The sequence below is a fragment of the Acinetobacter thutiue genome (genome assembly GCF_030385805.1).
GTDB classification, from domain to species: domain Bacteria; phylum Pseudomonadota; class Gammaproteobacteria; order Pseudomonadales; family Moraxellaceae; genus Acinetobacter; species Acinetobacter corruptisaponis.
This window is the reverse complement of record NZ_JAUDZE010000009.1, coordinates 53163-79127: the sequence shown is the minus strand read 5'-3', so window position 1 is coordinate 79127 and position 25965 is coordinate 53163. Positions and strand designations below refer to the sequence as shown.

Below are 25965 nucleotides of genomic sequence, written 5' to 3'. Positions count from 1 at the left end.
TTATTAGGAGTCTTTACCAAATAAATCACGAGTATAAATCTTTTCTAAGCAATCAGCCAGTTCACTTGATAATCGATTGGCAATAATAAGATCAGACTGTGCTTTAAAAGATTCAATATCATTAACTATGGGAAGATGATTAAATGTTGATTTAATAAGAGATGGTTCGTAAATGATAAGATTAACACCATTATTTTGCAGACGCTGCATCACACCCTGAATAGAAGAAGCTCTAAAATTATCAGAACCTTGCTTCATTATAAGGCGATAAATACCAACCACTTTAGGCTTTTTCTCAAGAATAGAATCGGCAATAAAATTCATGCGTGTTGCATTAGATTGTACAATAGCTTGGATTAAATTTTGTGGTACATTCTTGTAATTGGCAAGAAGTTGTTTGGTATCTTTTGGTAAGCAATACCCTCCATAACCAAATGAGGGATTATTATAATGATCACCAATTCTTGGATCTAAACTAACCCCTTTTACAATTTGAGCAGCATTGAGTTTATGAGTAGCAGCGTAAGTATCTAACTCATTAAAATAGGCAACTCGCATAGCAAGGTAGGTATTGGCAAAGAGTTTAATTGCTTCTGCTTCTGTACTATCAGTAAATAAAACTGAAATATCCTGTTTTAACGCACCCTCCATTAAAAGTTGGGCAAAGTCTTTAGCTCTTTCTGACTGCTCACCTACAACGATTCGGGAGGGATGTAAGTTGTCATATAAAGCATAACCTTCCCGTAAGAATTCTGGTGAAAAAATAATATTATTAGTTTGATATTTTTGTTTGATTCGCTCGGTATACCCTACAGGAATCGTTGATTTAATGATAATTAATGCTTCTGAATTTAGAATTAGAACAGATTCAATAACATTTTCAACACTAGATGTGTCAAAATGGTGCGTAATTTCATTATAATTTGTAGGAGTAGCCACAATGATAATATCTGCATTTTTATATACGGACGTATCAGTAGTTGCAGTGAGGTTGAGTGTTACATGAGTTAGATAGTGCTGGATCTCTTTATCATCGATAGGAGATTGTTTGTTATTGATAAGGGCAACCTTATCTGCATTGATATCTAGAGCGGTGACTTGATGGTTTTGAGCCAACAAAATAGCATTGGAAAGCCCAACATAGCCTGTGCCAGCAACAACAATATTTTTCATAATACAACCAAAGATAATAAACAAAATTAAATTTTTTAAAACAGAGTATACAATTTTTCCTTTTATGCAATGGACTGTTTACAATTCACGTGACCTAGAATTCGCTTAAAATAGACTTGATTGTCCAACACTTCGAAAATTTTCAAACATCAAAAATATCGAAATTACAATAGCTTCTATGATAAGTATGTGATTTTTTAAACTTAATCTAGAGTTTAGAAAAAATTATAACATATTTAAAAACTAATTGAGAAAAGATGAAAATATATAATTATTTCATAAAATTCAAGATGATTTTGCTTTATGTTTTAATTAAATAAAGTAATAAATTTCAATGATATATGGGCGGTTATGTTTTTAAATTGATAATGGACAATAGTGTGGCTAGTCTATTCTTTTAAATTTTTAAAATATTTCTGTTTAAAGATTTCAGGGCTTAATCAACCATTTACAGGGCGCCGTTTGATTCGATTGTGGAAAATTTAAAAAATATTCAAACAAGGCAGCTTTTGTCTCAGCTAATTTTGGTGCAAATTGCTGACAATGGTTTATGCGAATTTAAAAGTACATAGTGAATTGCTTGATATTTAAGTCCAGGAATGAAATGTTTCATCATTTCTTTATCTTAAGAATTATTTTTAGGATCATATAGTTAAAGCGGTTTGTTGTATTTCTCTCTCTTGTTTGATGTGAGAATTGGTATGGAATATGCAATTATTCTATGTTACTCTTGCGGAGGAAATGGATTGTTAGGATTTAAGTTATTGTTTTTAATTGATTTTTAATTAAAACATGACTTATTGTGATTCTATATGAGATAGATCATGATTGGAAATATTTGAAAAACTTATTTTGTTCTTTAAATTAAGGCTTAGGTGATTATGGGTAATAAAAAAGTTATAGTTGTTGGACATCCAAGTTGTCAAATGTCACTAATAGAAGATGTGTTACTGCAATTTGATGTAAAAATGGCAAATCCATCCCGAAGAGAAGGATTATCTGTTACAGAGATAAACCAACTCATTTGTCATGGATGTGGGATTGACATAACCAATTTAAAATACTTAAATAATTTTAGTTTTCCAAATGTACAACCAATTTGGCAAAGTTTAGCTTTGGATTTAGAGTTAGCAAATCTTGAGAGTCCATTATGGGGATGGATTGATTCAGATGTTTTACCCTTACTAGATTTTTGGAAAAATTTGGATGAAAATTATTATTTTATATTAGTATATAATTCACCAAAATCTATTTTAAAAGCAATTTCATATAATGAAGATTTAAATAGTTTGATTTCAAATATAGAAAATAAACTTGAAGAGTGGTGTTTATATAATACTATTTTATTAGATTTCTTTTTAAATAATACAGGAAAATGTGTTTTAGTACATGAAGATAAAATAAGAAATCTAGATAAATGTTTTAATTTTTTAAATAATATAGAACATTTGACTGAAAACAAAATATCAAGGTTTGATAATGAATCTGCTTTAATTGAGGCAGAACAACCTACTTATTTTCAATTAAAAGAGTATTTTATCGAAGAGTTTTTGAAAGATAATTTAAAAATTAAAAATAAATATGAAGAATTGCAATCTGTTGCTAATCTTTCTGGTGGGCTTTATGAATGTCTTGCATATTCAATAAAAGACCTTTATTGGATATCTTTATATCTAGAAAATTTAGAGGCTGAAAATAAAAATAAATATTATAAATCGTTGCAAGATATAAAGGATCAGTTGCAAGAATTAAGAAAAGAAAAAAATAAATTTGAAGGAGCGGCGTTATGGCGAACTAATCGTATTAAGGAGTTATCAGATGAAAGTAATATACTATTAGGGGAAAATAAAAAATTAAAAAAAGAAAATATTGAGTTGGCTAAAGAGAAAAAGAAAATAGAAAGTGCTGCTATATGGCGTAGTAATCGTATTAAGGAGCTGTCAACTGAAAATAATATCTTGTTAGAGACAAGTAAACAGATACAGCAACAGAGTATTGAACTTGCTAAAGAGAAAAAACAATTAGAAAGTACAGCAGTTTGGCGTAAAAATCATATTATAGAAATTAAGAAAAAATATGATCTTACTTCTGCTAAAAATACATTATTAGAACAAGAAAAAGAATTGTTGTGGCTTCAGCTACAGAATTTGCAAGAAGAGTTTGAAAAGTATTTATCAGCTATACAAAATGATATCTTCTCTCAAAATCAGATTAGTGAGATTAGTGTGTCTCAGCAGAATCAAGATGTTAAGATTCAGAAACCAAAGTTAAAAGGTGCTATGGCGAGAGTGAAAAATGAGCTTCCTTATAGATTAGGGCAGGTTATGATTTTACATTCTCATAATCTTAAAGGATTTATAATGATGCCATTGGCAGTCTATCATGAGATTTCTGAGTTTAAAACCTTAGAAGCGCAAAATATGCCCCCAATAGAAATGTATGAAGATGTTCTAGAGGCTGAGAAAGTGAAGAAACATTTATCATATAGATTGGGTAAAATCATTGAACAGAACATTTATGGGGAAACCAAAAAAAATTTGCTAAAACTGCCTTTTGAGCTTTCAAGGGAGATTGTTTCGTTTAGATTGGAAAAGCGAAAGAAATAGGTATTTTCTAAAGCTGAATATTCTCAATTTTTGTAATATTTTGGAATTTTTTAATTATGACTAAGTTACGTGATATTTACTTATTCTCCCCTTATTATATGTCGGAAAACTATGAACGTCAGCAGGAAATAGACAAATGTCTAAAAAGAAATGTAGATGTTATAAATATTAAAAAAATATTTTTGTTAATTGATGATGACTCGATTCCAGTCATCCAAAATCCTAAGATAGAGGTACTGTATATTGATAAACGTCCAACCTATAGGGATTGGATTGAATATACTGAAAAATATGTCAAAGATGGAATATCAGTTTTAGCAAATTCAGATATTTATTTTGATGAGAGTGTTAGTAATCTAAACTTTATATTTGATCAAAACACAAAAAGTTTTGTAGCCATTAGTCGTTATGAAGTGATTGGTGAGACAAATACATTACATCCAAATCCTCATTGGTCACAAGATGTTTGGTGTATTGATAGTTCTGCTGAGATTACTAAAATCCTGAAAAAGGATCTAGATATTTCTTTGGGTGTACCTCGTTGTGATAATAAAATTGCTTATTTGTTTTCTGTTCATGGGTTTGATGTTTTTAACCCGTGTAAATTTGTCAAAACGTATCATTTACATGAAACGCAAATTAGGTCTTATAGTGCTCATGTCGATAAAAGGATTTTGGGTGGAACTGCGTGGGTATATGCTTCAGAAACATTAACGGATAAGGCGAAATTAGTATTTGATGTATGGTCATTAAGCCCTACTGGAAATGTTGAAAAAATTAAGATGAATGACACAATTCTACAAAAAGAAAATAATAAGAAACTGATGAACGAGGAACAAAAAAATCAGATTGAAAAAGATCCACCTTTTATTTTATCTTACGATAATGAATGGCAATTTCCTGCAATCACTGAGCAGCATGCTTATGAAATGTTGAAAAAATGGACAAAAGGTAGTTCGGGTATAGATTCCGTTATTTACTTTGCTTTTCCTTGGGCGACATTATTTGATAATTTACTACATAATAAAAAAAATCTAGAGAGGACGCATTATTTAAAAAATAAGCTTACCTCATTTAAATCAAGATTAAATGGTAAGAAAAGAATTATTACTACTTGTCAGCATATTCATATGTTGAAATTCCAGAGTATTTTTAAGGAAATGGGTGTTACAGATATATTTTGGTCACATGCTGTAAAAGGGATGCAATATTTGCCAGATCATCCTCATATCAAAGTACATCCATTCCCTTTATATCCTGTTCAGGCTTTTGATGCTGTTAAAATAAAGAATGAAAAGAAAAAATATGTTTATTCATTTATGGGTGCAAAAGCAAATCAGTATTATCTAACAAATACACGTAATATTATTATTGATGAACTGTCAAAAAATAAAACAGGATTGGTTATAGGTAATGATACTTGGCATTACAATAAAATTGTATATGATTATCAAATTCAAAGTAAAGCTAAAAATAAAGAAGGCCTGGTGGATGATGCTTCTAGCAATAAGTTTAAACAAGTGTTAGAGCAGAGTGTTTTTTCTTTATGCCCATCTGGAACAGGGCCGAACTCAATCCGTTTGTGGGAGTCCATTGGCTTAGGTGCTATTCCTGTTATCCTTGCTGATACCTTACAGTTGCCAGGTAATCAGGCATTATGGCAACAAGCAGTAGTATTTTGTAAGGAAGATAAAGAAAGTATATTAAATCTACCAGCTATGCTTAAAGAGATTCATGCAAATGCTGCGAAATTGAAAGAAATGAGACATGCAATGCAGCAAATATGGGATTTATATGGTGCACCTTATTTTGTTTATGATATTGTTCAGTTATTACTGACATATACACAATCTGCATTATTGAATGAGAGTCAACTCAAATTTGGCAATTCAACATCTTTAGAAATTACCTTGTTAACAAATGAAATTCTACTAGATACAGAAAAATTTGTAGTTCGTATGAAGAAAGATAAAGAATTGATTAAAAGATCATTACAGAATGCTTCACCTTTACAGGTCGAGTTATTTGAAAAGGCATTAACACTTAAAGGCTTTTTTGAGTCATGGAGCAAACACTAATGAAAATCCATCTTATGGGGAGACATGCACATCGAATTCCTTTTGCTTATGAAGTTTATAGATCAATTTTAAAAAAATCTTTTGAGTATGTAACAGATCCTTTTGAGGCGGATATTATTTTATTTGGCTATATTATCAATATTGATGAGAATGTTGACGTCTTGAAAAAGGTACTTGCAAAAAGAAAACATGTACGTTTAGTTGTCTTTTCAGAAGAACCTTTATGGGATACGACTAATAGTGGTAATTTTAAGGTAAAGATTGTTGAACGTTTGGTAGAAAATTTTGCTTTTAAATGCACTGTTATAAATCATGTTACAAGCGATATATATTCATTTAATAAATTTCCTTACTTTATTACAACAAGTGATGATTATTATTTACGTTATCTTCAGGCTTTCAAAAGAAATGCAGATTTAAAAGTAGAAAATGTATTAAATATTTGGAAAGATGCAGGATATAAATATGCATTTTTTGCTGAAAATCGTCAGTTGGTTAAAAAATATAGTATTAGCCATCCTGATATTAATGTATATGGGCTGTCTGTATACAGAACAAATATTGCAAAAAATATTAAAGATAAAAAAACTGCTGAATGTTTATGTGTTGGTAAAGGATGGCAAAAAGAAGATAGTGCTAGACAACAATTAGTAGATTGGCATTTAGATAAGTTAGCACTTTTAACTTATAATTCCTTTATTGTTTCAGCAATAGAAAATACTGTTCAAAAGAATTATATTTCTGAGAAGATATTTGATAGTTATGCAACTTTAGGCGTGCCTATCTATTGGGCTGATCAGCAGCATTCTTTGTTTAAGATTATTAATAAAGATTCTGCTTTAATAAACGTGAGCGGGTTAAACGAACAACAGGCAATAGATAAGATATTATCGGTTCAACCAACACGTGAATTGGGTGAAATCTATCTGGAAACACAGCAACTACTTGCAAAGCATTTTGAAAGGTATGATGAATTTATTTATTCACGTATGGAATTCTCTGATAAATTTAATGATGCAATTTTGTCAATATCTGCACAAGATTAGATCTCTGTGAAAATTCTCTTTCTAGTCAGTTTGATAAAGAATGGGTTGAGTTTGTCGAAATCTTATTTTGAAAGTTTAAATGTTTATAGATGATTTTACTATTGTAATAGGGATGGGATTTCAAATGAAAAAAATATTAATACTTGGTTTTAGTGTCACAGCAGATAAAAAAGGCTATGCTACTTTCATTAAGTCAAGGCTTGAAAGTGAGCAAATCGCTGAAGTTGATGTAATTGGTTTAGGTGGAATTCACCCTATTGATTTAGTCTATTTATATAATTCGATTGTAATCAAAGAATATGATTTTATTGTTTTGGATGTTTCTACCAGCGCTTTTCGAGATTTTGTGAAAGATAAAAAGGATATTACCTTTACTTTCTTTGCCCTTGCAGCTAAAACCTTATTACATGGTGCTTTACCTTTATTTATTAATTTGTGGAAAGAAGATGTAGATGCTGTGAAAGATTTTTCATTGAAAGCGATTGATAGATTGGGAAAACAGATGGGATTTCCTGTAATTAATATTGCAAAATTAATAAAGAAACAGGATCATGCTCTTTTCTTTAAAGATGTTGTACATCCAACAGAAAAAGGTACTGATTTTTATGTTGATAAAGTTTATAAGTTTTTATTGGAGCATATGAACGATCGTATTTTTACTCAGAATCTGGATTTTAAACGGCTAAATCTGGTAAGTAATTTATACTCTATTCCAGCAGAGAAATTAATAAGTGGAAAAAATAAGCAAAATTTCCAGCGATCAGGTTTATCGTGTGAAATAGTACAAATAGAATCTAAAGATGGAGTTGTTAGATTAGATTATGATGTTGGCCATCCCCTTGTTCGTGTTGCAGGATTAGCTGGTCCTCGTACGAGTGGACTATGGGTATATGATGGAACAGGTAAACAATATTTAAGTTTTTATGATGAATATTGCTATTATGACAGATTATTGGTAAGAAGATTGTCAAGACTAGGACATGGCACCTTGAGTGTTTTATTAGATACAGAAATACCTAACATAAAATTGCAGAAAGGTGATAAAAATGAGGGACCTAGATTAGGTGGCATTGGTTATTTCTGTTTTGAAAAAACACCTATGGCTGAATTAATTCGAAAGTATAAGTAAAAGTTTATATTTTTATATGATGAGGTAAGATAGTTTTTATTTTAAAAACTTAATGAATAGGATGCTTTTTATATCATTAACTGGTAATTGGTATAATGAGTTAAACATTATATAAGTGGGCTAATTGGATGGTAAGTATGAAAAATATTTTATTGTCAATTATATGGTATATACGGGAAGAAATTATATGGAAAAGTTGAAAGTATTTATTTTTGCAAATTGCCATGGTTCAATATACCAAAAGACTATCGAAACTTCTGATGTGGTAGGATTATTTGAAATTAATCATGTTGTAAGCTATGAAAATTTAAATAACTATGATGCAATAGAGTGTTTTTTTAGAGAGTGTGATATCCTTATTATTCAACCTGTACATAACTATGAAAAATTTAAAGTAGAAAATATTAAAAAAATATTAAAACCAGAATGCTTGATGATTAGAATTCCATTTATTCGATTTGATGGTTTTTGGGAAGTAGGGGATGTTCGAAGTTTAGAGAAATTTAAGAGCGCAGCTGTTATGTTCTACCCTAAGATTGATAAGGTATTAGAAATTCCTAAATATCTTAAAGGAGAAAATTTACATGATGTGATTATACAAAATAATTTTGATCATGCTTTGGAAAAATTTAGAGATCTTGAAAACACTGGGGATATAAAGTTTGTAGATTTTTTTCTAAAATTTTATCAAAAAATTCCTTTGTTTAGGGATTCTTATCATTTGACAATTCCTTTTTTTAATTTTATTTGTTATCAAATTATAGAAATTATTCGTTTTAATTTTCCAAGAGTAAAACTAAAAAATCAAGATATTAATATGAATAATATTAAAATTAGTAAGGAGTGGGGGCATTATAAACCGATTACTAATAAGGTAGCTAATGTTTTAAGGCTTGAGTATGATTTAAGCTCGTATTTTAGGTATAATAGATATGATTATCTTGCTAGAATTATTCAATATGAAAATGGTTCTAATTCGGAAATTATAGGTAGTTTAAATGAGCTTAATTTAATTTTTGATAATCCTAAAGTTTTAATTTGAATTTAAATGCAGTTTTTTAAATTAACTGCCTAAGTGCTTTTTAATTAGATTTAAGATAATATCTTGATGTTTTTAATTCATTATAGTGCAGTATAATTGGAGCCCTGAATTTTTTATTAGTCCTCAGCATTGTGTTGAAGAATGTAAAAATGTTCTCTGGAATAGTAAAGTATTTTTCTAGTTTGTAGACATTATAGGAACGTTTTATGAAAAAAGCATTAATTACAGGTATTACAGGTCAGGATGGTTCTTATCTGGCAGAGTTTTTACTTGAAAAAGGGTATGAAGTACATGGTATTAAACGTCGTGCTTCATTGTTTAATACACAGCGTGTTGATCATATCTACCAAGATCAACACATTGAGAACGCTCGTTTTAAGCTTCATTATGGTGATTTGACAGACTCTTCAAACTTGACTCGTATTTTGTCAGAAGTACAGCCTGACGAAGTCTATAATTTAGGTGCGCAAAGTCATGTTGCGGTGAGTTTCGAAGCTCCAGAATATACAGCAGATGTCGATGCTATTGGTACCTTACGTTTACTTGAGGCGATTCGTTTTCTCGGTTTAGAGAAAAAAACTAGGTTTTATCAAGCATCAACATCAGAGCTTTATGGCTTGGTACAAGAAATTCCGCAAAAAGAAACCACACCTTTTTATCCACGTAGCCCTTATGCAGTCGCAAAACTCTATGCGTACTGGATTGCTGTGAACTATCGTGAAGCCTATGGTATTTATGCCTGTAATGGTATTTTGTTTAACCATGAATCTCCTCGTCGTGGTGAAACTTTCGTAACACGCAAAATTACACGTGGTTTGGCAAATATTGCTCAAGGCTTGGATCAATGTCTATATATGGGAAATATTGATTCTTTACGTGATTGGGGACATGCTAAAGACTATGTGCGTATGCAATGGATGATGTTGCAACAAGATCATCCAGAAGATTTTGTAATTGCTACGGGTGTGCAATATAGTGTTCGTCAGTTTATCGAATGGTCTGCACAAGAGTTGGGGATTACCCTTGAATTCCAAGGTCAAGGTGTAGATGAGAAAGGTACTGTGGTTAAAATTGAAGGTGACAAAGCTCCTGCGGTCAAAGTAGGTGATGTTATTGTTGCGATTGACCCACGTTATTTCCGTCCTGCTGAAGTAGAAACTTTATTAGGTGACCCAACAAAAGCAAAAGAAAAGTTAGGTTGGGTGCCTGAAATTACTGTACAGGAAATGTGTGCAGAAATGGTCTCTGAAGATCTAAAAGAAGCACAGCGATTTGCTTTACTTAAAGCACATGGACATGATGTACCTGTTTCATTGGAGCATTGATTGATGATACAAGATTTAGAGCAAGTAATTTATGTGGCTGGGCATCGGGGTATGGTGGGTTCAGCGATTGTACGTAAATTGCAAGGTCAAGGTTATCAAAATATTATCACTGCAACCCATGCCGAATTGGACCTAACCAATCAGCAAGCAGTCAATGAGTTTTTTACTCGACATGATATCGCACAAGTCTATTTGGCTGCGGCAAAGGTCGGGGGGATTCATGCCAATAATACTTATCCTGCAGATTTTATTTATCAAAATCTGATGATGGAAGCCAATATTATTCATGCGGCACATCAAAATGGTGTCCAAAAGCTATTGTTTCTGGGATCATCTTGTATTTATCCAAAATTTGCAGATCAACCAATGAAAGAATCTGCACTGTTAACAGGGGTCTTGGAAGCAACCAATGAACCTTATGCCATTGCGAAAATTGCAGGGATTAAGTTGTGCGAAAGTTATAATCGCCAGTTTGGTCGGGATTATCGTAGTGTCATGCCAACCAATCTTTATGGCCCAAATGATAATTTTCATCCCGAAAATAGTCATGTGATTCCAGCCTTGATTCGTCGTTTCCATGAGGCTGTACAAACAGAGCAACCAGAAGTGGTGATTTGGGGCAGCGGTACGCCAATGCGCGAGTTTTTGCATGTTGATGATATGGCAGCAGCAAGTATTCATGTGATGCAATTAGGGGATGAAACATTTAAAGCCAATACACAACCGATGTTAAGTCATATTAACGTGGGTACAGGCATAGATTGTACCATTCGGGAATTGGCTGAAACTGTTGCAAAAGTGACAGGTTTTACAGGCCATTTGACTTTTGATGCAACAAAACCAGATGGTACACCAAGAAAATTGATGGATGTCAGTCGGTTGGCATCTTTAGGTTGGACGGCATCTATTTCATTGGAAGATGGCTTAAAAGATGCCTATCAATGGTTTTTAGATCATCAAAGTGAAGCTCGGTTAAGTTAATATGTGGTTGTCTGAAGATACATTTAAGCAAGTTGTTGCATCTACACCTTTAATTTCGATTGATTTGATTGTGCGTGATCGTAATGGAAAGGTTTTGTTGGGGCAACGTCAGAATCGTCCTGCTCAAGGCTATTGGTTTGTACCAGGTGGGCGAATACAAAAAAATGAATCTTTGGATGAAGCTTTTAAACGGCTGACACAGACAGAACTAGGGTTTTGTTATCAACGACACCAAGCTCAATGGTTTGGTGTTTATCAACATTTTTATACAGATAGTGTCTTTGGTGCAGGTGTTGATAACCCGTCAACACATTATGTTGTATTAGCCTATCAACTTCAGATAGATGATATTGATCATACACACTTGCCTATGGAACAGCACCAAAGTTTTCAATGGTGGGATAAAGATCAATTATTATTAGACTGCAATGTTCATCAATATACTCAAGATTATTTTAGATCCATAGAGGGCAGATAATAATGACAATTTTACCAATTATTATGGCTGGTGGCTCTGGTACACGATTATGGCCATTATCTCGTACTCAATACCCAAAACAGTTTTTGCCATTACTCAATGATCAAAAAACCATGTTGCAATTGACCATTACCCGTTTACAGGGAAGTTCAATTCAAGAGCCAATGGTGATTTGTAGCGAAGACCATCGTTTTTTAGCTGCGGAGCAGTTAAGACAAATTGGGTATAAAAATTCTAATATTGTGTTAGAACCTGAAGGAAAAAATACTGCACCTGCAATTGCGCTGGCCGCGTTAATTGCAGCACAGGACAATAATGACCCTATTTTATTGGTCCTCTCGGCAGATCATTTAATTAAAGACACGGAAATTTTCCATCAAAGTATTCAGGCTGCTATTCCTTTGGCGGAACAAGGTAAACTGGTTACTTTTGGGATTGTTCCTACTCATGCAGAGACGGGATATGGTTACATCGAACAGGGTCAAGCCATTGAAAGTGGATTTATTGTTTCACGTTTTGTGGAGAAACCTAATTTCGAAACTGCACAACAGTATTTAGAAAGTCAAAAATATTTGTGGAATAGTGGAATGTTTATGTTTAAAGCATCACGCTATTTACAAGAATTAGAAAAGTTCTCACCTACAATTTTACAGGCATGCAGCAAAGCAACACAAAACTTATCCATGGATGATGTGTTTGTTCGTGTTATAACAGAAGAATTTTTACAGTGCCCATCAGATTCTGTTGATTATGCAGTAATGGAAAAAACACAGGATGCGGTGGTTGTACCTTTAAATGCCCAATGGAGTGATATAGGTTCTTGGTCTGCATTATGGGATGTGAGTGAGCAAGATCGACAGGGTAACGTTGTACATGGTGATGTGTTAGTTGAAAATAGTCAGAATATTTTGGTTCATGCCAATAGTCGTCTTGTTTCTGTGGTAGGAGCAGAAAACCTGATTGTGGTGGAAACCAAAGATGCAGTATTGGTTGTGAATAAAGACCATGTTCAGGATGTGAAAAAAGTAGTCGAACATCTTAAGAATAATCATCGTACAGAACATTTTAATCATCGGGAAGTACTGCGTCCTTGGGGAATGTATGACAGTATAGATCAGGGTGAGCGTTATCAAGTTAAACGTATCACTGTTAAACCTGGTGCAAAATTATCTGTACAGATGCATTACCATCGCGCTGAACATTGGATTGTTGTGAGTGGCACGGCCCGTATTACTAATGGTGAAAAGACTTTCTTGCTTACAGAAAACCAATCAACTTATATTCCAAGTGGTGAAGTACATGCTTTGGAAAACCCTGGTAAAATTCCACTTGAACTGATTGAAGTGCAGTCTGGTGCATACTTGGGTGAAGATGATATTGTGAGATTTGAAGATAAGTATGGTCGTATATAATCATCTACAATAGCCCTCTTGTGAAAGTGGGTTTTTGTAAAAAATCTATTATTAAATGGAAAAACACCTTAATTATGATTGAATTAAGGTGTCATAGGATAATTTATTAGAATAGGCATATTTAGTAGAGAAGAACGAACAGCATGCTTTTTAGGATATTGCCAAATCATTTAATTAAGTAATAAAGGGTAAATCTATTAGACATTTAAAATTTGTTGGCTAATCTATACTATCAGTACAACTTTACTTTTGATGCAGACATTATGAAGATTATTTTTAGTAAAATTGCAGTAATAGTTTTAGCCTTACTTTTTTCTTCTAGCGGATTTTCAGAGAGTTCTGGTTCCAATTTGGTATATTTTCAATTTAGTAATAATAAAGTTGATGTTAATTCTAATTTGCCTAGTTGTACAGTTGATATATTGGTAAGTTGTAAAGCAACAATAGAGCATGGTTTTGAAATTATAAATAGTGATTTTTTTAAAAAAAATATAAAACAAAATAAAATTAAAGAAATTACTATTTTATTTAACCCAACAGAATATAGGCTAACTAAAACTTATTTTATAAATTGGAATAATGGAGTTAGGCTTATTCTACAGGGTAAAAAATATGGAAATAATTCTACAGTTTTTACTGGGTCTGAGTTGTTAAATTTCAGTTCACCAAGTTTCGATAGTCCTGAACTAAAAACGATACCCGTAAATATTAGACATAATATAAGAATGGCAAATATTTCTAGTGTCCTTTCAATAAAAGAAAGTGGTTTTTCTAAGCCAATCTTACCTATACAAGGTGAATTATTTTGGCAAAGTAAACCTCAAAAACTAGCACAATGGCCTAATTATGGATTTTCAACTATAGACTCTTTTTATACCCAAAATAAAAATATATTTAAGCTAAAGAACTTTGATTTTAAAGAAATAGAAGCAGCTAATTTACAAGCTCAGGGATATTGGTTCTGGGATTGGGCTAATCAAAGTTATCAGATTAATTATCTGGGAAATGGAGAATTTTCTATAAAAAATGGAAATATACAATATGGTACTAAAGATGGTCAAAGAGTTTTATTAAAGAATTCAATCTCTTTTCTAGACTCTCCTGGCGAATGGTATGTAGATATATCAGATAAGAAACTATATTTTTGGCTACCTGATGATAGGGTTAATCAAGCAGAATGGAGTATAGTAGATACCTTATTAAAAATAAAATCATCAAGTAATATTCAGGTAAAAGATATTATTTTTAATAGAACAAGAGGGGATGCGATTGTTGTTAATAATAGTAGCTCAATTGTCTTTGATAATATTGATATTCAATATACTGGCAATAGAGGTATAGTGATTAATGGAGGGAAAAATTCAGGTGTTATATATTCTCATATTGAATATACTGGAGAGGGAGGGATATTAATCAATGGTGGTAATAGAAATAATTTAGAACCAGCAAATAATTTTGTAAAAAATACAGTGTTTAATAATTATGATCGGTTGGTGCCTACATATAGGCCAGCTATTTCTTTAAATGGTGTGGGGCAAATTGCTAAGGGAAATACAATTACGCAAGGTGCTCATGCAGCTATCATTTTTACAGGTAATGATCACATAATTTCAGGTAACAAGATCTCTAAAGTGGCACTAGAAACTTCGGATGTAGGGGCGATCTATACAGGAAGGGATTACACAGCCAGAGGTACTATTATTGAGAATAATACTATTGAAAATATTCAACCTTTTCGAAAGGATGGTAGTGTTATAGGGGTATATCTGGATGATCAGGCAAGTGGTATTACAATTAAAAATAATAAATTTATAAATGTTCAGAAAGGAGTACTATTAGGAGGGGGAAGAGATAATAAAATCATTTATAATATATTTAATAATAATAATATAGCAATTTCTTATGATGCACGTGGTGTGACTTGGCAAAAAGATAAAACTCTTGATGAGAACTGGCAACTAAAGAAAGGATTAAAAATTGTGCCCTATAATAGTGCTATCTGGAAAAGTAAGTACCCGAATCTATCTAATATATTGAATGATAATTATGGTCAACCGAAATATAATAAAATTATAGGTAATACTTTTATAAAAAGTAAACCTTTAGTCTTTTCAGGTATAACTAGGGAAAAAAGTGGTGCCCAAATTGATAATTAATTGAGGTTATACAGTATTCTATATAAATACAGTTTAGAAATAATCAACCAATTATTTTTTAAACAGGATACTCAAGCTGTTCGTGGTAGCTTTCTGATTTTTGATAAGTTACATTTACATATGTATGGACTGTGGAAAGATGGCTGTATTTGCCTGCTCTAAAGAACAAACAAGTGGTTGGATGATAGCACAGCTTATTTGCAATAAAATTTAATCGTTTACTCGGATAGAGTTGGTCAGTATTGCAATCATGAATATCAAAATATGCTAGCAAAAATGGTTATCAAGTTTCAATAGACAAAAAAGGTGACTGTTGCGATAATGCACCGATTGTGAGCTTTGGGGACACATTAAAGAATGAATTGATTTATCATCGTAGCTATAAAACTAGAGAGGAAGTTAAACCAGATATTACAAAATATACTAAGCTATTTTATAATCAGTGAATAATTCGGAAAGAATTGAATTTTAAGACCCCAAATCAAATGGCAGAGAATTCTCAATTTGGCTGCTAGAATCTCTCAAGTGGAAGTATCCTGTAATTTCAGTACACATCAACCTTGTTCAATGCGAATTGCCATGTACTTCCAGTATGAGATGGTCATATTCAGAGAGTTATTTTCTATATGATAGTATGTTCAAGAAAAATAAAAGAAATTTTTTCGATAGAACAATTTGTTGGAGAAAAAGTATCTGTATTTATTCCTTATCTTGTAAATAAGTGTCAACACTTTGCAGGGTGGGGAAGAAAACCCAGCTTTTTTCGAGCCCAAAATTTAGCTAAAAAATATAATGCCTCATGTATCTGCCTAGAGGATGGATTTATTCGATCACTGGGTTTAGGAAAACTGAATGTACCGCCTCTATCATTGGTGATGGATCAGGCTGGAATCTACTTTGACGCTTCTATGTGTTCTGATCTGGAAAAGCTAATTAATCAATCAGAGCAGGTACAGCAGAATATTCGGGCAAGACATTTAATTGAAAAGATTCTTGAACTTAAAGTGACTAAATATAATCAATACTTTATTCCTTTGAATATTACTTTATTTAATACACGGAAAAATATTCTGATTGTAGACCAAACTTTTGGGGACCAATCGATTCAGTATGCTTTGGCATCGGAAGACTCCTTTCAGCAGATGCTGGAACATGCCTGTTCACATCATCCTGATGCTACGATTTGGATTAAAACGCATCCTGATGTGATTGCTAGGAAAGCAAAAGGACATTTTCCCTCATCATTGAATAATAATCATAGAATTCGCTTTATTTCAGAAAATTATAATCCAATCGAATTATGTCAGATGATGGCAGAGGTCTATGTAGTCAGTTCACAACTTGGCTTTGAAGCACTATTGTGTGGCAAGCTTGTTCACTGCTTTGGTATCCCTTGGTATGCAGGCTGGGGATTAACCCAGGATCACATAACACTTCCTGATGCTGTTCTTAATCGTAGAGTTGAGCCACGTTCCTTGGAACATTTGTTTGCATGTGCTTATTTAAAATATGCAAGGTATGTTTCTCCTGTGTCCTATCAATTATGTGAGTTGGAAGAAATACTGGATATTCTTGCACCAAATTTACAATTTCAACAACGATTGATGCACCAGAATATTGTGGTTTATGGGTTTAGTCGTTGGAAACGTCAATTTATTGCTGATTATCTTGGATTTCCATCGATTAACTTAAGATTTATGCAGTGGCGAAAACCTAAAAAAAATCAGTATGTGGTTGCTTGGGGAGGAAAAGCAAAAACATTAAAACAATCTGGTTATCAACATGTATGGACAGTTGAGGATGGTTTTTTGCGTTCTTTGGGTCTGGGTGCTAAGTTAATTCGCCCTTTTTCATTGGTTTTTGATGACTTAGGAATTTATTACGATGTAACAGCACCCTCACGATTAGAGGTTTTGCTGAACCAGGTACAATTGACCGTGGAGCAGACAAAACGTATTCAATGGCTGATACAAGAAATTGTGCAACAGAAGTTGACGAAATATAATGTTGGTGAAGTTGTACCTACAAAACTTCCACAAATTGCTTTGAATAAAAAAGTATTATTGGTTATTGGACAGGTCGAAGATGATTTATCTGTACAATTTGGTGGGATTGATATTAAAACCAATGAAACCCTGATTAAAGAGGTAAGGGCAAAAAATCCAGATGCTTATATTATTTATAAGCCTCATCCAGATGTGGAGACAGGATTACGTAAGGGTAAAGTTAGTCAGGACGTGATGAATGCACATATTGATCATATTGAAGCCAAGCTTTCCATTATAACACTGTTTGAATATATTGATGAAATTCACACAATAACCTCTTTATCGGGATTTGAAGCACTTTTGAGGGGACTTAAAGTATACTGTTATGGAATTCCTTTTTATGCAGGGTGGGGATTGACCGTTGACCGTCATCATTGTCCAAGGCGGAACCGTAAGTTAATGTTAGAGGAGTTGGCGTATACCACCTTGATTGAGTATCCAACCTATAATTTGCCGCATACGCGAAAAATGCAAATTCCATTGGTGACACCAGAGCATGTATTACAACATATGCTTCATCTACAACAGGTGAGGTCTATGCAACCTACATATCGGGGGTCATGGCTATTTACAAGGTTACGCCAGTTAAAAAATACAGTTTTAAGGTAGATGCATTGTCTAAATTTTTAGATGAATTATTAGCAGCTCATCGAGTTTTGCTGCTACAAGGTCCAGTTGGTCCTTTTTTTGCTGATTTAGCTGATTGGTTAATCTCTAAAGACGTTGAATGTTTTAAAGTTAATTTTAATGCTGGTGATTGGCGTTACTATGCTGCTCGGCCAAATATTTGGCACTATCGGGCCAAGTCGGACCAGTTTGATCAGTGGTTGACTGATAAAATTAAAGAAAATCAAATTGATGCAATCGTTTGCTTTGGTGATTGCCGTTTTTATCATAAACAGGCCAAATTGGTTTCCCAGTCACTCAATAAAAAGTTTTATGTATTTGAAGAAGGCTATATTCGCCCTGATTACATTACTTTTGAGAAGAATGGGGTCAATAATTATTCCAGTTTTTTGCAGGATTTTTTAAGTCAGTCCGTAGTCGATAAACCAAAGAATAAGTTAACGAATAGTGACAATCAATATTCTCTTATGGTATGGAGTGGTTTCCAGTACTATTTATTCTGGACCCTATTTTTCTGGTTATACCCTTTTTATTTACATCATCGTGGTTATGGGCCAGTGATGGAATGTTATTACTGGCTAATTTCAGCCATACGTAAAATCAAAAATTCCCTTATCGAACCTCCATCTTTTGAGAGCCTAATCGTTAAACAAGATCGCAATTATTTTGTTTTTACTCTTCAGGTGCATAATGATTCCCAGGTTCGCATACATAGCCACTATCAGGATATCCGAGACTGTATTACTGAAGTGATTGATTCTTTTGCCGTTAATGCACATCCTGAGCATCACTTGGTTTTTAAACATCACCCAATGGACCGAGGTTATCGACATTATGGTCGTTTCATTCAGCGGCTGGCAAAAAAGCATGGCATTGAAGACCGTGTGCATTATTTTTGTGATGTGCATTTACCAACTTTGCTGAAGCACAGTTTGGGATTGGTTACGATTAACAGCACGACAGGTATTCAGGCGCTTTACCACCATATCCCAGTCAAAACTTTGGGGCAGTCATTATATGATTTACCTCGACTTACGGCCCAGATGGATTTGGACCAGTTTTGGCAGGCACCTCCCACGCCAGATGAAGATTACTTTCATTTGTTTCGGGAAAGCCTGATTCAGGCTACCCAGCTCAATGGTGCATATTACGGCAAGCACTTCTGGATGAAATAACCTCTATATTCCCATATCTAAATATAAGGACTCCTTGACTTCCTCCATCACCACATAGCTATGTGATGAAGCTGAAGCAGGGAGTTTTTTTAATAAATCTCCAAGCAGTCGACGATAGGCACTCATTTCTTTAAGGCGTGCCTTGACCAGATAGTCAAACTCGCCTGAGATCAGGTGACACTCCAGCACTTCTGGAATATCCACTAAATCTCGTGCCACCTGATCAAAAACATCACCCGATTTGGCGGAAAGCTTGATCTCCAGAAACACCAGCAGGTTGCGGTCAACGTGGGCAGGATTGAGTCGGGCATAATAGCCCATGATGATACGCTCACGCTCCAGGCGCTTGACCCGTTCTGAACAGGGAGTGGTTGACAGGTTAACACGTGAGGCAAGTTCACTGATCGCGATGCGCCCTTCACGTTGCAGGATGTCTAAAATCAGGCGATCAATACGGTCCAGTTTACGCATAGAGTATTCCCTTTTATTTTGATTTTTTCGTGATGAAAATATGAAATTACCTGGATTATAGTCATAAAAATAGTGAAAAAAACTATTGATGCAAAAATATACTAGTTAAATAAACTAGTGTGGGCGCGAGGGAAGCATTATGCGCGTAATCGTTTTAGGAAGTGGCGTCATTGGTGTGGCAAGTGCCTATTATCTTGCACAACAAGGTGCGCAGGTGACAGTGCTTGACCGTCAGTCAGGTCCTGCCAGGGAGACCAGTTTTGGCAATGCGGGCCAAATCTCCCCTGGATATTCAACTCCATGGGCAGCACCTGGTATCCCATTTAAGGCAGTCAAGTGGATGTTCCAGCATCATGCACCATTGGCAATCAATGTTGATGGCAGTATGTGGCAGTTGCAGTGGATGGCACAGATGCTAAAAAACTGTAATCCACACAGCTATGCGGTGAACAAGGAACGCATGATGCGTGTTGCGGAGTATAGCCGTGACTGTCTACGTGATTTAAGGGCACAAACGGGTATTCACTATGAAAACCGTTCTAAAGGGACGCTACAGGTTTTTCGTAGTGATGCGCAACTTGAGGCGGTACAGCGCGACATTCAGGTATTGAAAGAATGTGGTGTGGATTTTAATTTACTCAATGCCGAAGAGCTTGGCAGTGTTGAACCTGCACTGGCCCACACCGATAAACTGGTGGGTGGTTTACATTTGCCCAATGATGAAACAGGTGACTGTTATCTATTTACCAATGCTTTGGCAAAAGTTGCCCAGGACCTGGGTGTTGAGTTTAAGTTTGATCAAAATGTCGAGAAACTGATCGTTGAGGGGGATGAGGTCAAAGGGGTGATGGTCAATGGCGCTATCCTGACCGCAGACCATTTTGTGCTGGCATTTGGCAGCTACTCACGTGATTTTCTTAAACCGCTGGAATTAAATTTGCCTGTTTATCCTGTTAAAGGCTATTCATTAACGATTCCAATTATTGAGCCAAAATTTGCCCCACAGTCCACTGTGCTGGATGAGACCTACAAGATTGCGATTACCCGTTTTGACCAGCGGATCCGTGTTGGTGGCATGGCGGAGTTAAGTGGTTTTAATCTGGGCTTGAATGATGACCGTCGGGCGACGTTGGAAATGGTCACCCAGGACCTGTTCCCAGGTGGAGACTTGAAGCAGGCATCATTCTGGACAGGTTTGCGTCCAATGACACCAGACAGCACACCGATCATTGGTGCAACCAAATACAAAAATCTGTTCCTGAATACGGGCCACGGCACTCTAGGCTGGACCATGGCATGCGGTTCAGGAAAACTGGTGAGCGATCTGGTACTTAATCATCGTCCAGACATCAGTACCGATGGCCTGTCAATCCAGCGTTATTCACACGCGGCTTAATGGCCCCATACAAGGAAGTTTAGTATGCCACGTCCAATTACCGCGGTGATCCATACCCAGGCACTGGGCCAAAACCTTGAGGTGATCAGGCAGTCTGTGCCAGAGAGCAAGGTTTTTGCTGTGGTGAAAGCCAATGCCTACGGGCATGGTATTGAACGCGTTTATGAATCATTCAGGACAGCAGATGGTTTTGCCTTGCTCGATATTGATGAGGCAAAGCGTTTACGAGCCTTGGGCTGGACAGGTCCAATTTTACTGCTGGAGGGAATTTTCTCGCCTCAGGACCTGTTTGACTGTGCACAGTATCAACTGAGCTTTACCGTGCATAGTGAGCAGCAGGTTGCATGGTTGCAGCAGCATATCTACCCAGCCCAGTTTGATATTTTCCTGAAAATGAATAGTGGAATGAACCGATTAGGGTTTAAGCCACAGCAATACCGTGAAATCTGGCGGCAGTTGAGCCAGTCCGCCCATGTTGCCACGATCACCCACATGATGCATTTCTCGGATGCGGATGGAGACCGTTTTGGAGATCAGGGGATTGACTATCAACTGACGGAGTTTGAAACCACCATTCAGGGCTTGCTAGGTGAAAGGTCGGTTAGTAACAGTGCCGCCATCCTAAGATATCCGCATCAGATTCAGTCGGATTATGTCCGTGGCGGCATCATGCTGTATGGAAGCTCGCCAGACTATCCAAGACACAGCATACAGGACTGGGGACTTGCACCAACCATGAGCCTGCGTAGTGAGATCATTGCCATCCAGCGCTTGAATGCCAATGAAAGTGTGGGATATGGTTCAAGTTTTGTGGCGGGCCAAGCCATGACCATCGGCATTGTCGCATGCGGTTATGCGGATGGGTATCAGCGTATTTCACCAACAGGTACACCCGTGCTGGTCAATGGTATCCGTACCCAGACCATTGGCCGTGTCAGCATGGACATGCTGGCGGTTGACCTCACCCCAGTCACTGATGCTGAGGTGGGTAGTGAAGTGGTGTTATGGGGTAAATCCCGTACAGGAACAGTTCTCGCAATTGATGAGGTCGCGGCAGCATCAGGCACGGTGGGCTATGAACTGATGTGTGGTGTCACTTCGCGTGTCACATTTATAAACCAGCAATAAGGACGTCATAATGTCAAATTCAGATATTCAGAAAATCAACACCAACGAAGTGATGAGTGCCGTAACGGTATTTAACAAGGTGGTGTATTTGTCAGGGCAGGTGCCTAAGAATGCCGATTTGGATATTGAGGGGCAAACCCGAGAAGTACTGGCAACCATTGAGCAGCTTTTGGCTTTGGCAGATACGGATAAATCTCGTTTACTGTCGGCCCAGCTATTTTTAAAGGATCTTTCAGACTTTCCAATTGTGAATGCGATCTGGGTAGACTGGTTAAGGGGGCATGTTGCACCTTCGCGCGCCACAATCCAGGCTGATCTGGTCAATCCAAAATGGTTAATTGAGATTGCGGTCATCGCAGCGCAGAAATAATACAGTCACTTAAATTTCTAAAACAAGAAAAAAGCCCTAATCATTTGACTAGGGCCTTTTAAATTTGGAGCGGGAAACGAGACTCGAACTCGCGACCCCAACCTTGGCAAGGTTATGCTCTACCAACTGAGCTATTCCCGCATATTGAGCAGTTTTTACTAAAACTTACACTTAAAAAAACCAATCTGGAGCGGGAAACGAGACTCGAACTCGCGACCCCAACCTTGGCAAGGTTATGCTCTACCAACTGAGCTATTCCCGCGTGCCAGCTATAATACATTAAGCAAAACAACGGTCAATAACTTTATTCAAAGAAATTGCTTAATTGCATAAAATAAAAGCATTTTCAGCCTAAAAACCAAGAAAAATGCACTTTTGCTCAGGATTGAGTGATCCAGACATCGAAGTCGCTGTGAAATCTCAACAGACCCACCACTTTCAGTCATGTATACTTGGCAGCTATCTCAATCTGACCTGACAGAGTGACCGATGAAATTAGAACAGCAGTTGATTGAACGTTTACAAACCTTGGCACCCATCCATCTTGAGGTGATCAATGAGTCGGCAGGGCATGGGGGATATTTCCCAGGCAAGGAATCCCACTTTAAGGTGATTGTGGTGAGTGAGGAGTTTCAGGGGCTGCGTCTGGTACAGCGCCATCAAAAGGTCTATGCCGTTGCGGCAGGGTTGATGAGTCCTGGGCAGATTCACGCACTGGCAATTCACGCCTATATTCCAACGGAATGGCAGGGGCAGGCACCTGCAAGCCCTGAATGTGCCCATGCACCAAAAAACTAAGGATCAATGATGGACGCACATTTACTCACTAAAATTGTTCATATGTCGGCTGTAAGTTTATTGATTCTGGTGTTTTTCACCCGTGCGGCAACCCTATATATGGGTGTCAGGGACCAGCAGCCCAACAGCCATGCGCGTAAAGGCTTTGTGGCATTACAGCATCTATCCCTCACCCTGATTATTGTGACGGGTGCGGTTCTACTGTTTATGAATAACTTTGATGTACAGCCATGGTTTTATGCCAAGATCATTCTATTTTTTGTGTTGTGGTCTTCCCTGATCAAAACCTACAAGAAAGATGACAGTATCTTGCTGGTGCAGCGGCGTGCTGGTTTATTGATCGGTACGGTGGCGCTGGTGGGGATTCTGGGGCTGGTCATCATTAAACCAGTTTTTGCGTAATTGTTTGACATTGTTTTAGTAATTGTGTGGGCTCTAGGTTAAACTGCGTGCAGTTTACAAAAATCTTGTTAGAGGGAAATCATGTTAACGCGTGTGGTATTTAACCAAAAAGGTGGTGTGGGGAAATCAAGTATTGCGGTCAATCTGGCTGCGATCAGTGCTCAACAGGGCTTAAGAACCCTGGTGATTGACCTTGATCCACAAGCAAACTCAAGCCAGTACCTTTTGGGTGAAGATGCCACCTATTCTGCCGATAAGGCAGCATTGGAGCCAAACATTGAAAACTTTTTTGAGGATGTGCTGGGAACCACGCAGCAAAAGGGCCTGATTGGCAATGCCATTGGTTCGATTTTAAAAGCACCCCGTGGCAAGGGACTGGACAGCTATGTGCACCGTTCCGCTTTCGCAAATCTGGATGTGATTCCTGCCAGCCCAAGCCTGGGTACGCTGGAGCACGCGCTGGAAAGCAAGCACAAGATTTATAAATTACGTGACTCAATTCAGGCACTCAGCGCCCGTTATGACCGTATCTTTATTGATACACCACCAGCATTTAACTTCTTTACCCTGTCTGCGCTGATCTCGGCAGACCGCGTGCTGATTCCATTCGACTGTGACGTGTTCTCAAAACGTGCGTTACAAACTTTGATTGAAAATGTGATCGAAACCCAAGATGATCATAATGATCGCTTGGAGATTGAAGGGATTGTGGTCAATCAGTTCCAGTCTCAGGCAAAACTTCCCCGTGAAGTGGTTCAGCAGTTAAAGGATGATGGTTTACCTGTGCTGGAAAGCATGTTGCCGCCATCAGTATTGATGAAAGAATCACATCAGAAGAATTTACCCTTGATTCATTTGGCATCTGAACATAAATTGACCGTCGCTTATGTCACGCTGTTCAATGAGATTGAGTCAAAGAAATAAGAGAATCTTATGAAACGCTTATATTGGATGCCTGTGCTGGCAGCGAGTATGTTGTTGGGTGCCTGTGCATCGACGGTTAAACCAGCCTACGTGTCACCCACCCAGTACCAGTCGCTCAATTGCCAGCAGTTGCAGGCAGAGTACAACCGTATCCAGCAGTACATCGACAATGGCGTGCAGACACCAAAACGTACAGGTGTGGGCGTGGGTGTTGGACTCGGTGGTGGCTGGGGCAAGGGCGGATGGGGTTTTGGTCCATCCATCTCGGTCAATATGGGGCAGTCCATGAACACCAAGAATACCGAGCTTGCCAACGTGCTTGGACAGCAGGATGCCATTGTGCAGGCGGCACAGTTCAAGGGGTGTCCAATTATTGTGAAGCAACGTCCAAAATCATAAGTGTTGATCTTCTGTCACCGTGGTTTGCCACGGTGGCATATAACTAAATTTTAGCAAAATGTTTCAATAAATAACTAATAAAATCAATATATTGTAAATTTTAAAGCACTGATCCTGCGTATTTTCCCTCTCAGACAACATCCTAAAATTTGTGTTCTTGTCCCAAATTCGTTTAAGGTGGCGGGCGTGTAGGGTTATTCGGTATGTCTATGATTGAGAGTTGGTTTTTTGTTTTTGCGATGATCGCGGTGTTATTGATTCCTGGGCCGACCAATGCTTTACTCGCCAGTTCAACCCATCAACAAGGTGTATTGAAAACCCTGCCGTTTATTCCTATGGAATGGTTGGGTTATGTCTATGGCATCGGGTTGTGGGCACTCTTTATCCATCTGTTCCATCCCATCTGGCCAGCACTCACCCACATTCTGCATGTTGCCAGTGTGGCTTATGTGTTATGGCTGGCCTTTCATTTATGGAAAAGTTCACACCTGCAAAAACATGACCAGCATCACCCACATATCCGAACGCCACAGTTGTTTGTCTCGGCTTTGAGAAACCCTAAAACCTTGCTGCTGGCGGCAGGGATTTTTCCCAGTGAAACATGGGACTCGGTAGAGAATACGGTTCTGGTGTTTGCGGTGTTCAGTGTGGTGCTGATCCCTGTTTCAATCTTCTGGATGGTGTTTGGCCGTGCCTTGCTGGCAGGTAGCCTGGTTGGAATCAAAGCCGACCATTTATATAAAGGATCGGCCATGTTGCTGCTGATGTGCATGTTGCCAATGATCTTTCGTTTCTTCTAGG

22 protein-coding genes, 2 tRNA genes and 1 pseudogene are annotated in these 25965 nt (G+C 36.6%); 21 read left to right on the top strand and 4 right to left on the bottom strand.

The window, feature by feature from the left end; genetic code table 11:
* Window positions 1-3 precede the first annotated feature (3 nt).
* Window positions 4-1173 (bottom strand): nucleotide sugar dehydrogenase, encoded by a 1170-nt coding sequence (locus tag QTA56_RS15195; protein WP_267981834.1) that lies wholly within the window; start codon window positions 1171-1173, stop codon window positions 4-6.
* Between the two features lie 881 nt (window positions 1174-2054).
* On the opposite strand from QTA56_RS15195, the gene QTA56_RS15190 reads away from it, so the two are divergent.
* From QTA56_RS15190 to QTA56_RS15130, 13 genes and pseudogenes are all read left to right on the top strand, one after another.
* Window positions 2055-3779, top strand: a complete 1725-nt coding sequence (locus QTA56_RS15190) for a DUF8374 domain-containing protein (RefSeq protein WP_267981833.1) — start codon at window positions 2055-2057, stop codon at window positions 3777-3779.
* Window positions 3780-3835: 56 nt separating this feature from the next.
* Window positions 3836-5857, top strand: a complete 2022-nt coding sequence (locus QTA56_RS15185) for an exostosin domain-containing protein (protein ID WP_267981832.1) — start codon at window positions 3836-3838, stop codon at window positions 5855-5857.
* Window positions 5857-6903, top strand: a complete 1047-nt coding sequence (locus QTA56_RS15180) for a hypothetical protein (protein ID WP_267981831.1) — start codon at window positions 5857-5859, stop codon at window positions 6901-6903. Before QTA56_RS15185 ends, QTA56_RS15180 begins: the two co-directional genes overlap by 1 nt.
* A gap of 79 nt (window positions 6904-6982) precedes the next feature.
* Window positions 6983-8032, top strand: a complete 1050-nt coding sequence (locus QTA56_RS15175; protein WP_267981830.1) for an SGNH/GDSL hydrolase family protein — start codon at window positions 6983-6985, stop codon at window positions 8030-8032.
* 187 nt (window positions 8033-8219) lie between these two features.
* Complete coding sequence (locus QTA56_RS15170; protein WP_267981829.1) at window positions 8220-9074, top strand: WcbI family polysaccharide biosynthesis putative acetyltransferase; 855 nt, start codon at window positions 8220-8222, stop codon at window positions 9072-9074.
* Between the two features lie 206 nt (window positions 9075-9280).
* Window positions 9281-10399: a GDP-mannose 4,6-dehydratase gene (gmd, locus tag QTA56_RS15165; RefSeq protein ID WP_267981828.1), complete on the top strand. Its 1119-nt coding sequence runs from the start codon at window positions 9281-9283 to the stop codon at window positions 10397-10399.
* Between the two features lie 3 nt (window positions 10400-10402).
* A complete protein-coding gene (gene fcl, locus QTA56_RS15160; protein ID WP_267981827.1) occupies window positions 10403-11380 on the top strand; it encodes a GDP-L-fucose synthase in 978 nt (325 codons plus the stop codon).
* 1 nt (window position 11381) lies between these two features.
* Complete coding sequence (locus tag QTA56_RS15155; RefSeq protein ID WP_267981826.1) at window positions 11382-11858, top strand: GDP-mannose mannosyl hydrolase; 477 nt, start codon at window positions 11382-11384, stop codon at window positions 11856-11858.
* Between the two features lie 2 nt (window positions 11859-11860).
* The gene (locus QTA56_RS15150) at window positions 11861-13270 is read left to right on the top strand and encodes a mannose-1-phosphate guanylyltransferase/mannose-6-phosphate isomerase (RefSeq protein WP_267981825.1); all 1410 of its coding nucleotides are present in this window, start codon (window positions 11861-11863) and stop codon (window positions 13268-13270) included.
* A 263-nt stretch (window positions 13271-13533) separates the two neighbouring features.
* Window positions 13534-15426, top strand: coding sequence for a right-handed parallel beta-helix repeat-containing protein (locus QTA56_RS15145; RefSeq protein ID WP_267981824.1), 1893 nt, complete (start codon window positions 13534-13536; stop codon window positions 15424-15426).
* A 116-nt stretch (window positions 15427-15542) separates the two neighbouring features.
* A pseudogene (locus tag QTA56_RS15140) lies at window positions 15543-15869 on the top strand (transposase family protein); the annotation flags it as partial.
* Between the two features lie 183 nt (window positions 15870-16052).
* Window positions 16053-18083: a capsule polysaccharide biogenesis protein gene (locus tag QTA56_RS15135; RefSeq protein ID WP_267981823.1), complete on the top strand. Its 2031-nt coding sequence runs from the start codon at window positions 16053-16055 to the stop codon at window positions 18081-18083.
* A complete protein-coding gene (locus QTA56_RS15130; protein WP_411956107.1) occupies window positions 18035-19276 on the top strand; it encodes a capsule polysaccharide biogenesis protein in 1242 nt (413 codons plus the stop codon). The genes QTA56_RS15135 and QTA56_RS15130 overlap by 49 nt, the downstream gene beginning before the upstream one ends.
* Before the next feature lie 3 nt (window positions 19277-19279).
* Here the strand turns inward: QTA56_RS15130 and QTA56_RS15125 are convergent, their stop codons facing one another.
* Window positions 19280-19747, bottom strand: coding sequence for an Lrp/AsnC ligand binding domain-containing protein (locus tag QTA56_RS15125; RefSeq protein WP_267981821.1), 468 nt, complete (start codon window positions 19745-19747; stop codon window positions 19280-19282).
* A 139-nt stretch (window positions 19748-19886) separates the two neighbouring features.
* Between QTA56_RS15125 and QTA56_RS15120 the strand changes: the two genes are divergently transcribed.
* Genes QTA56_RS15120 through QTA56_RS15110 form a run of 3 tightly spaced genes read left to right on the top strand, consistent with a single transcriptional unit; the run spans window position 19887 to window position 22641 of the window.
* Window positions 19887-21143 carry a D-amino acid dehydrogenase gene (locus QTA56_RS15120; protein WP_267981820.1) on the top strand — a complete coding sequence of 419 codons (1257 nt, stop codon included), beginning with the start codon at window positions 19887-19889 and terminating at the stop codon, window positions 21141-21143.
* 24 nt (window positions 21144-21167) lie between these two features.
* Window positions 21168-22271 carry an alanine racemase gene (gene alr / locus QTA56_RS15115; RefSeq protein WP_267981819.1) on the top strand — a complete coding sequence of 368 codons (1104 nt, stop codon included), beginning with the start codon at window positions 21168-21170 and terminating at the stop codon, window positions 22269-22271.
* A 10-nt stretch (window positions 22272-22281) separates the two neighbouring features.
* On the top strand, window positions 22282-22641 hold the full coding sequence (locus QTA56_RS15110) for a RidA family protein (protein ID WP_267981818.1): 360 nt from the start codon (window positions 22282-22284) through the stop codon (window positions 22639-22641).
* A 65-nt stretch (window positions 22642-22706) separates the two neighbouring features.
* Here QTA56_RS15110 and QTA56_RS15105 read toward each other — a convergent pair.
* A tRNA-Gly gene (locus QTA56_RS15105) sits at window positions 22707-22782 on the bottom strand.
* 45 nt (window positions 22783-22827) lie between these two features.
* A tRNA-Gly gene (locus QTA56_RS15100) sits at window positions 22828-22903 on the bottom strand.
* A gap of 227 nt (window positions 22904-23130) precedes the next feature.
* Here QTA56_RS15100 and QTA56_RS15095 point away from each other — a divergent pair.
* The 5 genes from QTA56_RS15095 (at window position 23131) to QTA56_RS15075 (ending at window position 25964) form a co-directional block, all read left to right on the top strand.
* A complete protein-coding gene (locus tag QTA56_RS15095) occupies window positions 23131-23439 on the top strand; it encodes a BolA family protein (protein WP_267981817.1) in 309 nt (102 codons plus the stop codon).
* A 9-nt stretch (window positions 23440-23448) separates the two neighbouring features.
* A complete protein-coding gene (locus tag QTA56_RS15090) occupies window positions 23449-23841 on the top strand; it encodes a SirB2 family protein (protein WP_267981816.1) in 393 nt (130 codons plus the stop codon).
* Between the two features lie 81 nt (window positions 23842-23922).
* A complete protein-coding gene (locus QTA56_RS15085; RefSeq protein ID WP_267981815.1) occupies window positions 23923-24765 on the top strand; it encodes a ParA family protein in 843 nt (280 codons plus the stop codon).
* A 9-nt stretch (window positions 24766-24774) separates the two neighbouring features.
* Entirely contained in the window at window positions 24775-25164 is a 390-nt protein-coding gene (locus tag QTA56_RS15080; protein ID WP_267981814.1) for a hypothetical protein, read from the top strand.
* A gap of 209 nt (window positions 25165-25373) precedes the next feature.
* Window positions 25374-25964, top strand: a complete 591-nt coding sequence (locus tag QTA56_RS15075; protein ID WP_267981903.1) for a LysE family translocator — start codon at window positions 25374-25376, stop codon at window positions 25962-25964.
* The last annotated feature ends 1 nt before the right edge of the window (window position 25965 follow it).

Bases quoted from the DNA above. Each gene is read 5' to 3' on its own strand.
- QTA56_RS15085 (WP_267981815.1), top strand. From the start codon at position 23,923: ATGTTAACGCGTGTGGTATTTAACCAAAAAGGTGGTGTGGGGAAATCA.
- QTA56_RS15145 (WP_267981824.1), top strand. From the start codon at position 13,534: ATGAAGATTATTTTTAGTAAAATTGCAGTAATAGTTTTAGCCTTACTT.
- alr (WP_267981819.1), top strand. From the start codon at position 21,168: ATGCCACGTCCAATTACCGCGGTGATCCATACCCAGGCACTGGGCCAA.
- QTA56_RS15125 (WP_267981821.1), bottom strand. From the start codon at position 19,747: ATGCGTAAACTGGACCGTATTGATCGCCTGATTTTAGACATCCTGCAA.
- gmd (WP_267981828.1), top strand. From the start codon at position 9,281: ATGAAAAAAGCATTAATTACAGGTATTACAGGTCAGGATGGTTCTTAT.
- QTA56_RS15190 (WP_267981833.1), top strand. From the start codon at position 2,055: ATGGGTAATAAAAAAGTTATAGTTGTTGGACATCCAAGTTGTCAAATG.
- QTA56_RS15195 (WP_267981834.1), bottom strand. From the start codon at position 1,173: ATGAAAAATATTGTTGTTGCTGGCACAGGCTATGTTGGGCTTTCCAAT.
- QTA56_RS15175 (WP_267981830.1), top strand. From the start codon at position 6,983: ATGTTTATAGATGATTTTACTATTGTAATAGGGATGGGATTTCAAATG.
- QTA56_RS15135 (WP_267981823.1), top strand. From the start codon at position 16,053: ATGATAGTATGTTCAAGAAAAATAAAAGAAATTTTTTCGATAGAACAA.
- QTA56_RS15155 (WP_267981826.1), top strand. From the start codon at position 11,382: ATGTGGTTGTCTGAAGATACATTTAAGCAAGTTGTTGCATCTACACCT.
- QTA56_RS15080 (WP_267981814.1), top strand. From the start codon at position 24,775: ATGAAACGCTTATATTGGATGCCTGTGCTGGCAGCGAGTATGTTGTTG.
- QTA56_RS15075 (WP_267981903.1), top strand. From the start codon at position 25,374: ATGATTGAGAGTTGGTTTTTTGTTTTTGCGATGATCGCGGTGTTATTG.
- QTA56_RS15120 (WP_267981820.1), top strand. From the start codon at position 19,887: ATGCGCGTAATCGTTTTAGGAAGTGGCGTCATTGGTGTGGCAAGTGCC.
- QTA56_RS15185 (WP_267981832.1), top strand. From the start codon at position 3,836: ATGACTAAGTTACGTGATATTTACTTATTCTCCCCTTATTATATGTCG.
- QTA56_RS15170 (WP_267981829.1), top strand. From the start codon at position 8,220: ATGGAAAAGTTGAAAGTATTTATTTTTGCAAATTGCCATGGTTCAATA.
- QTA56_RS15180 (WP_267981831.1), top strand. From the start codon at position 5,857: ATGAAAATCCATCTTATGGGGAGACATGCACATCGAATTCCTTTTGCT.
- QTA56_RS15130 (WP_411956107.1), top strand. From the start codon at position 18,035: ATGGCTATTTACAAGGTTACGCCAGTTAAAAAATACAGTTTTAAGGTA.
- QTA56_RS15110 (WP_267981818.1), top strand. From the start codon at position 22,282: ATGTCAAATTCAGATATTCAGAAAATCAACACCAACGAAGTGATGAGT.
- QTA56_RS15150 (WP_267981825.1), top strand. From the start codon at position 11,861: ATGACAATTTTACCAATTATTATGGCTGGTGGCTCTGGTACACGATTA.
- QTA56_RS15090 (WP_267981816.1), top strand. From the start codon at position 23,449: ATGGACGCACATTTACTCACTAAAATTGTTCATATGTCGGCTGTAAGT.
- QTA56_RS15095 (WP_267981817.1), top strand. From the start codon at position 23,131: ATGAAATTAGAACAGCAGTTGATTGAACGTTTACAAACCTTGGCACCC.
- fcl (WP_267981827.1), top strand. From the start codon at position 10,403: ATGATACAAGATTTAGAGCAAGTAATTTATGTGGCTGGGCATCGGGGT.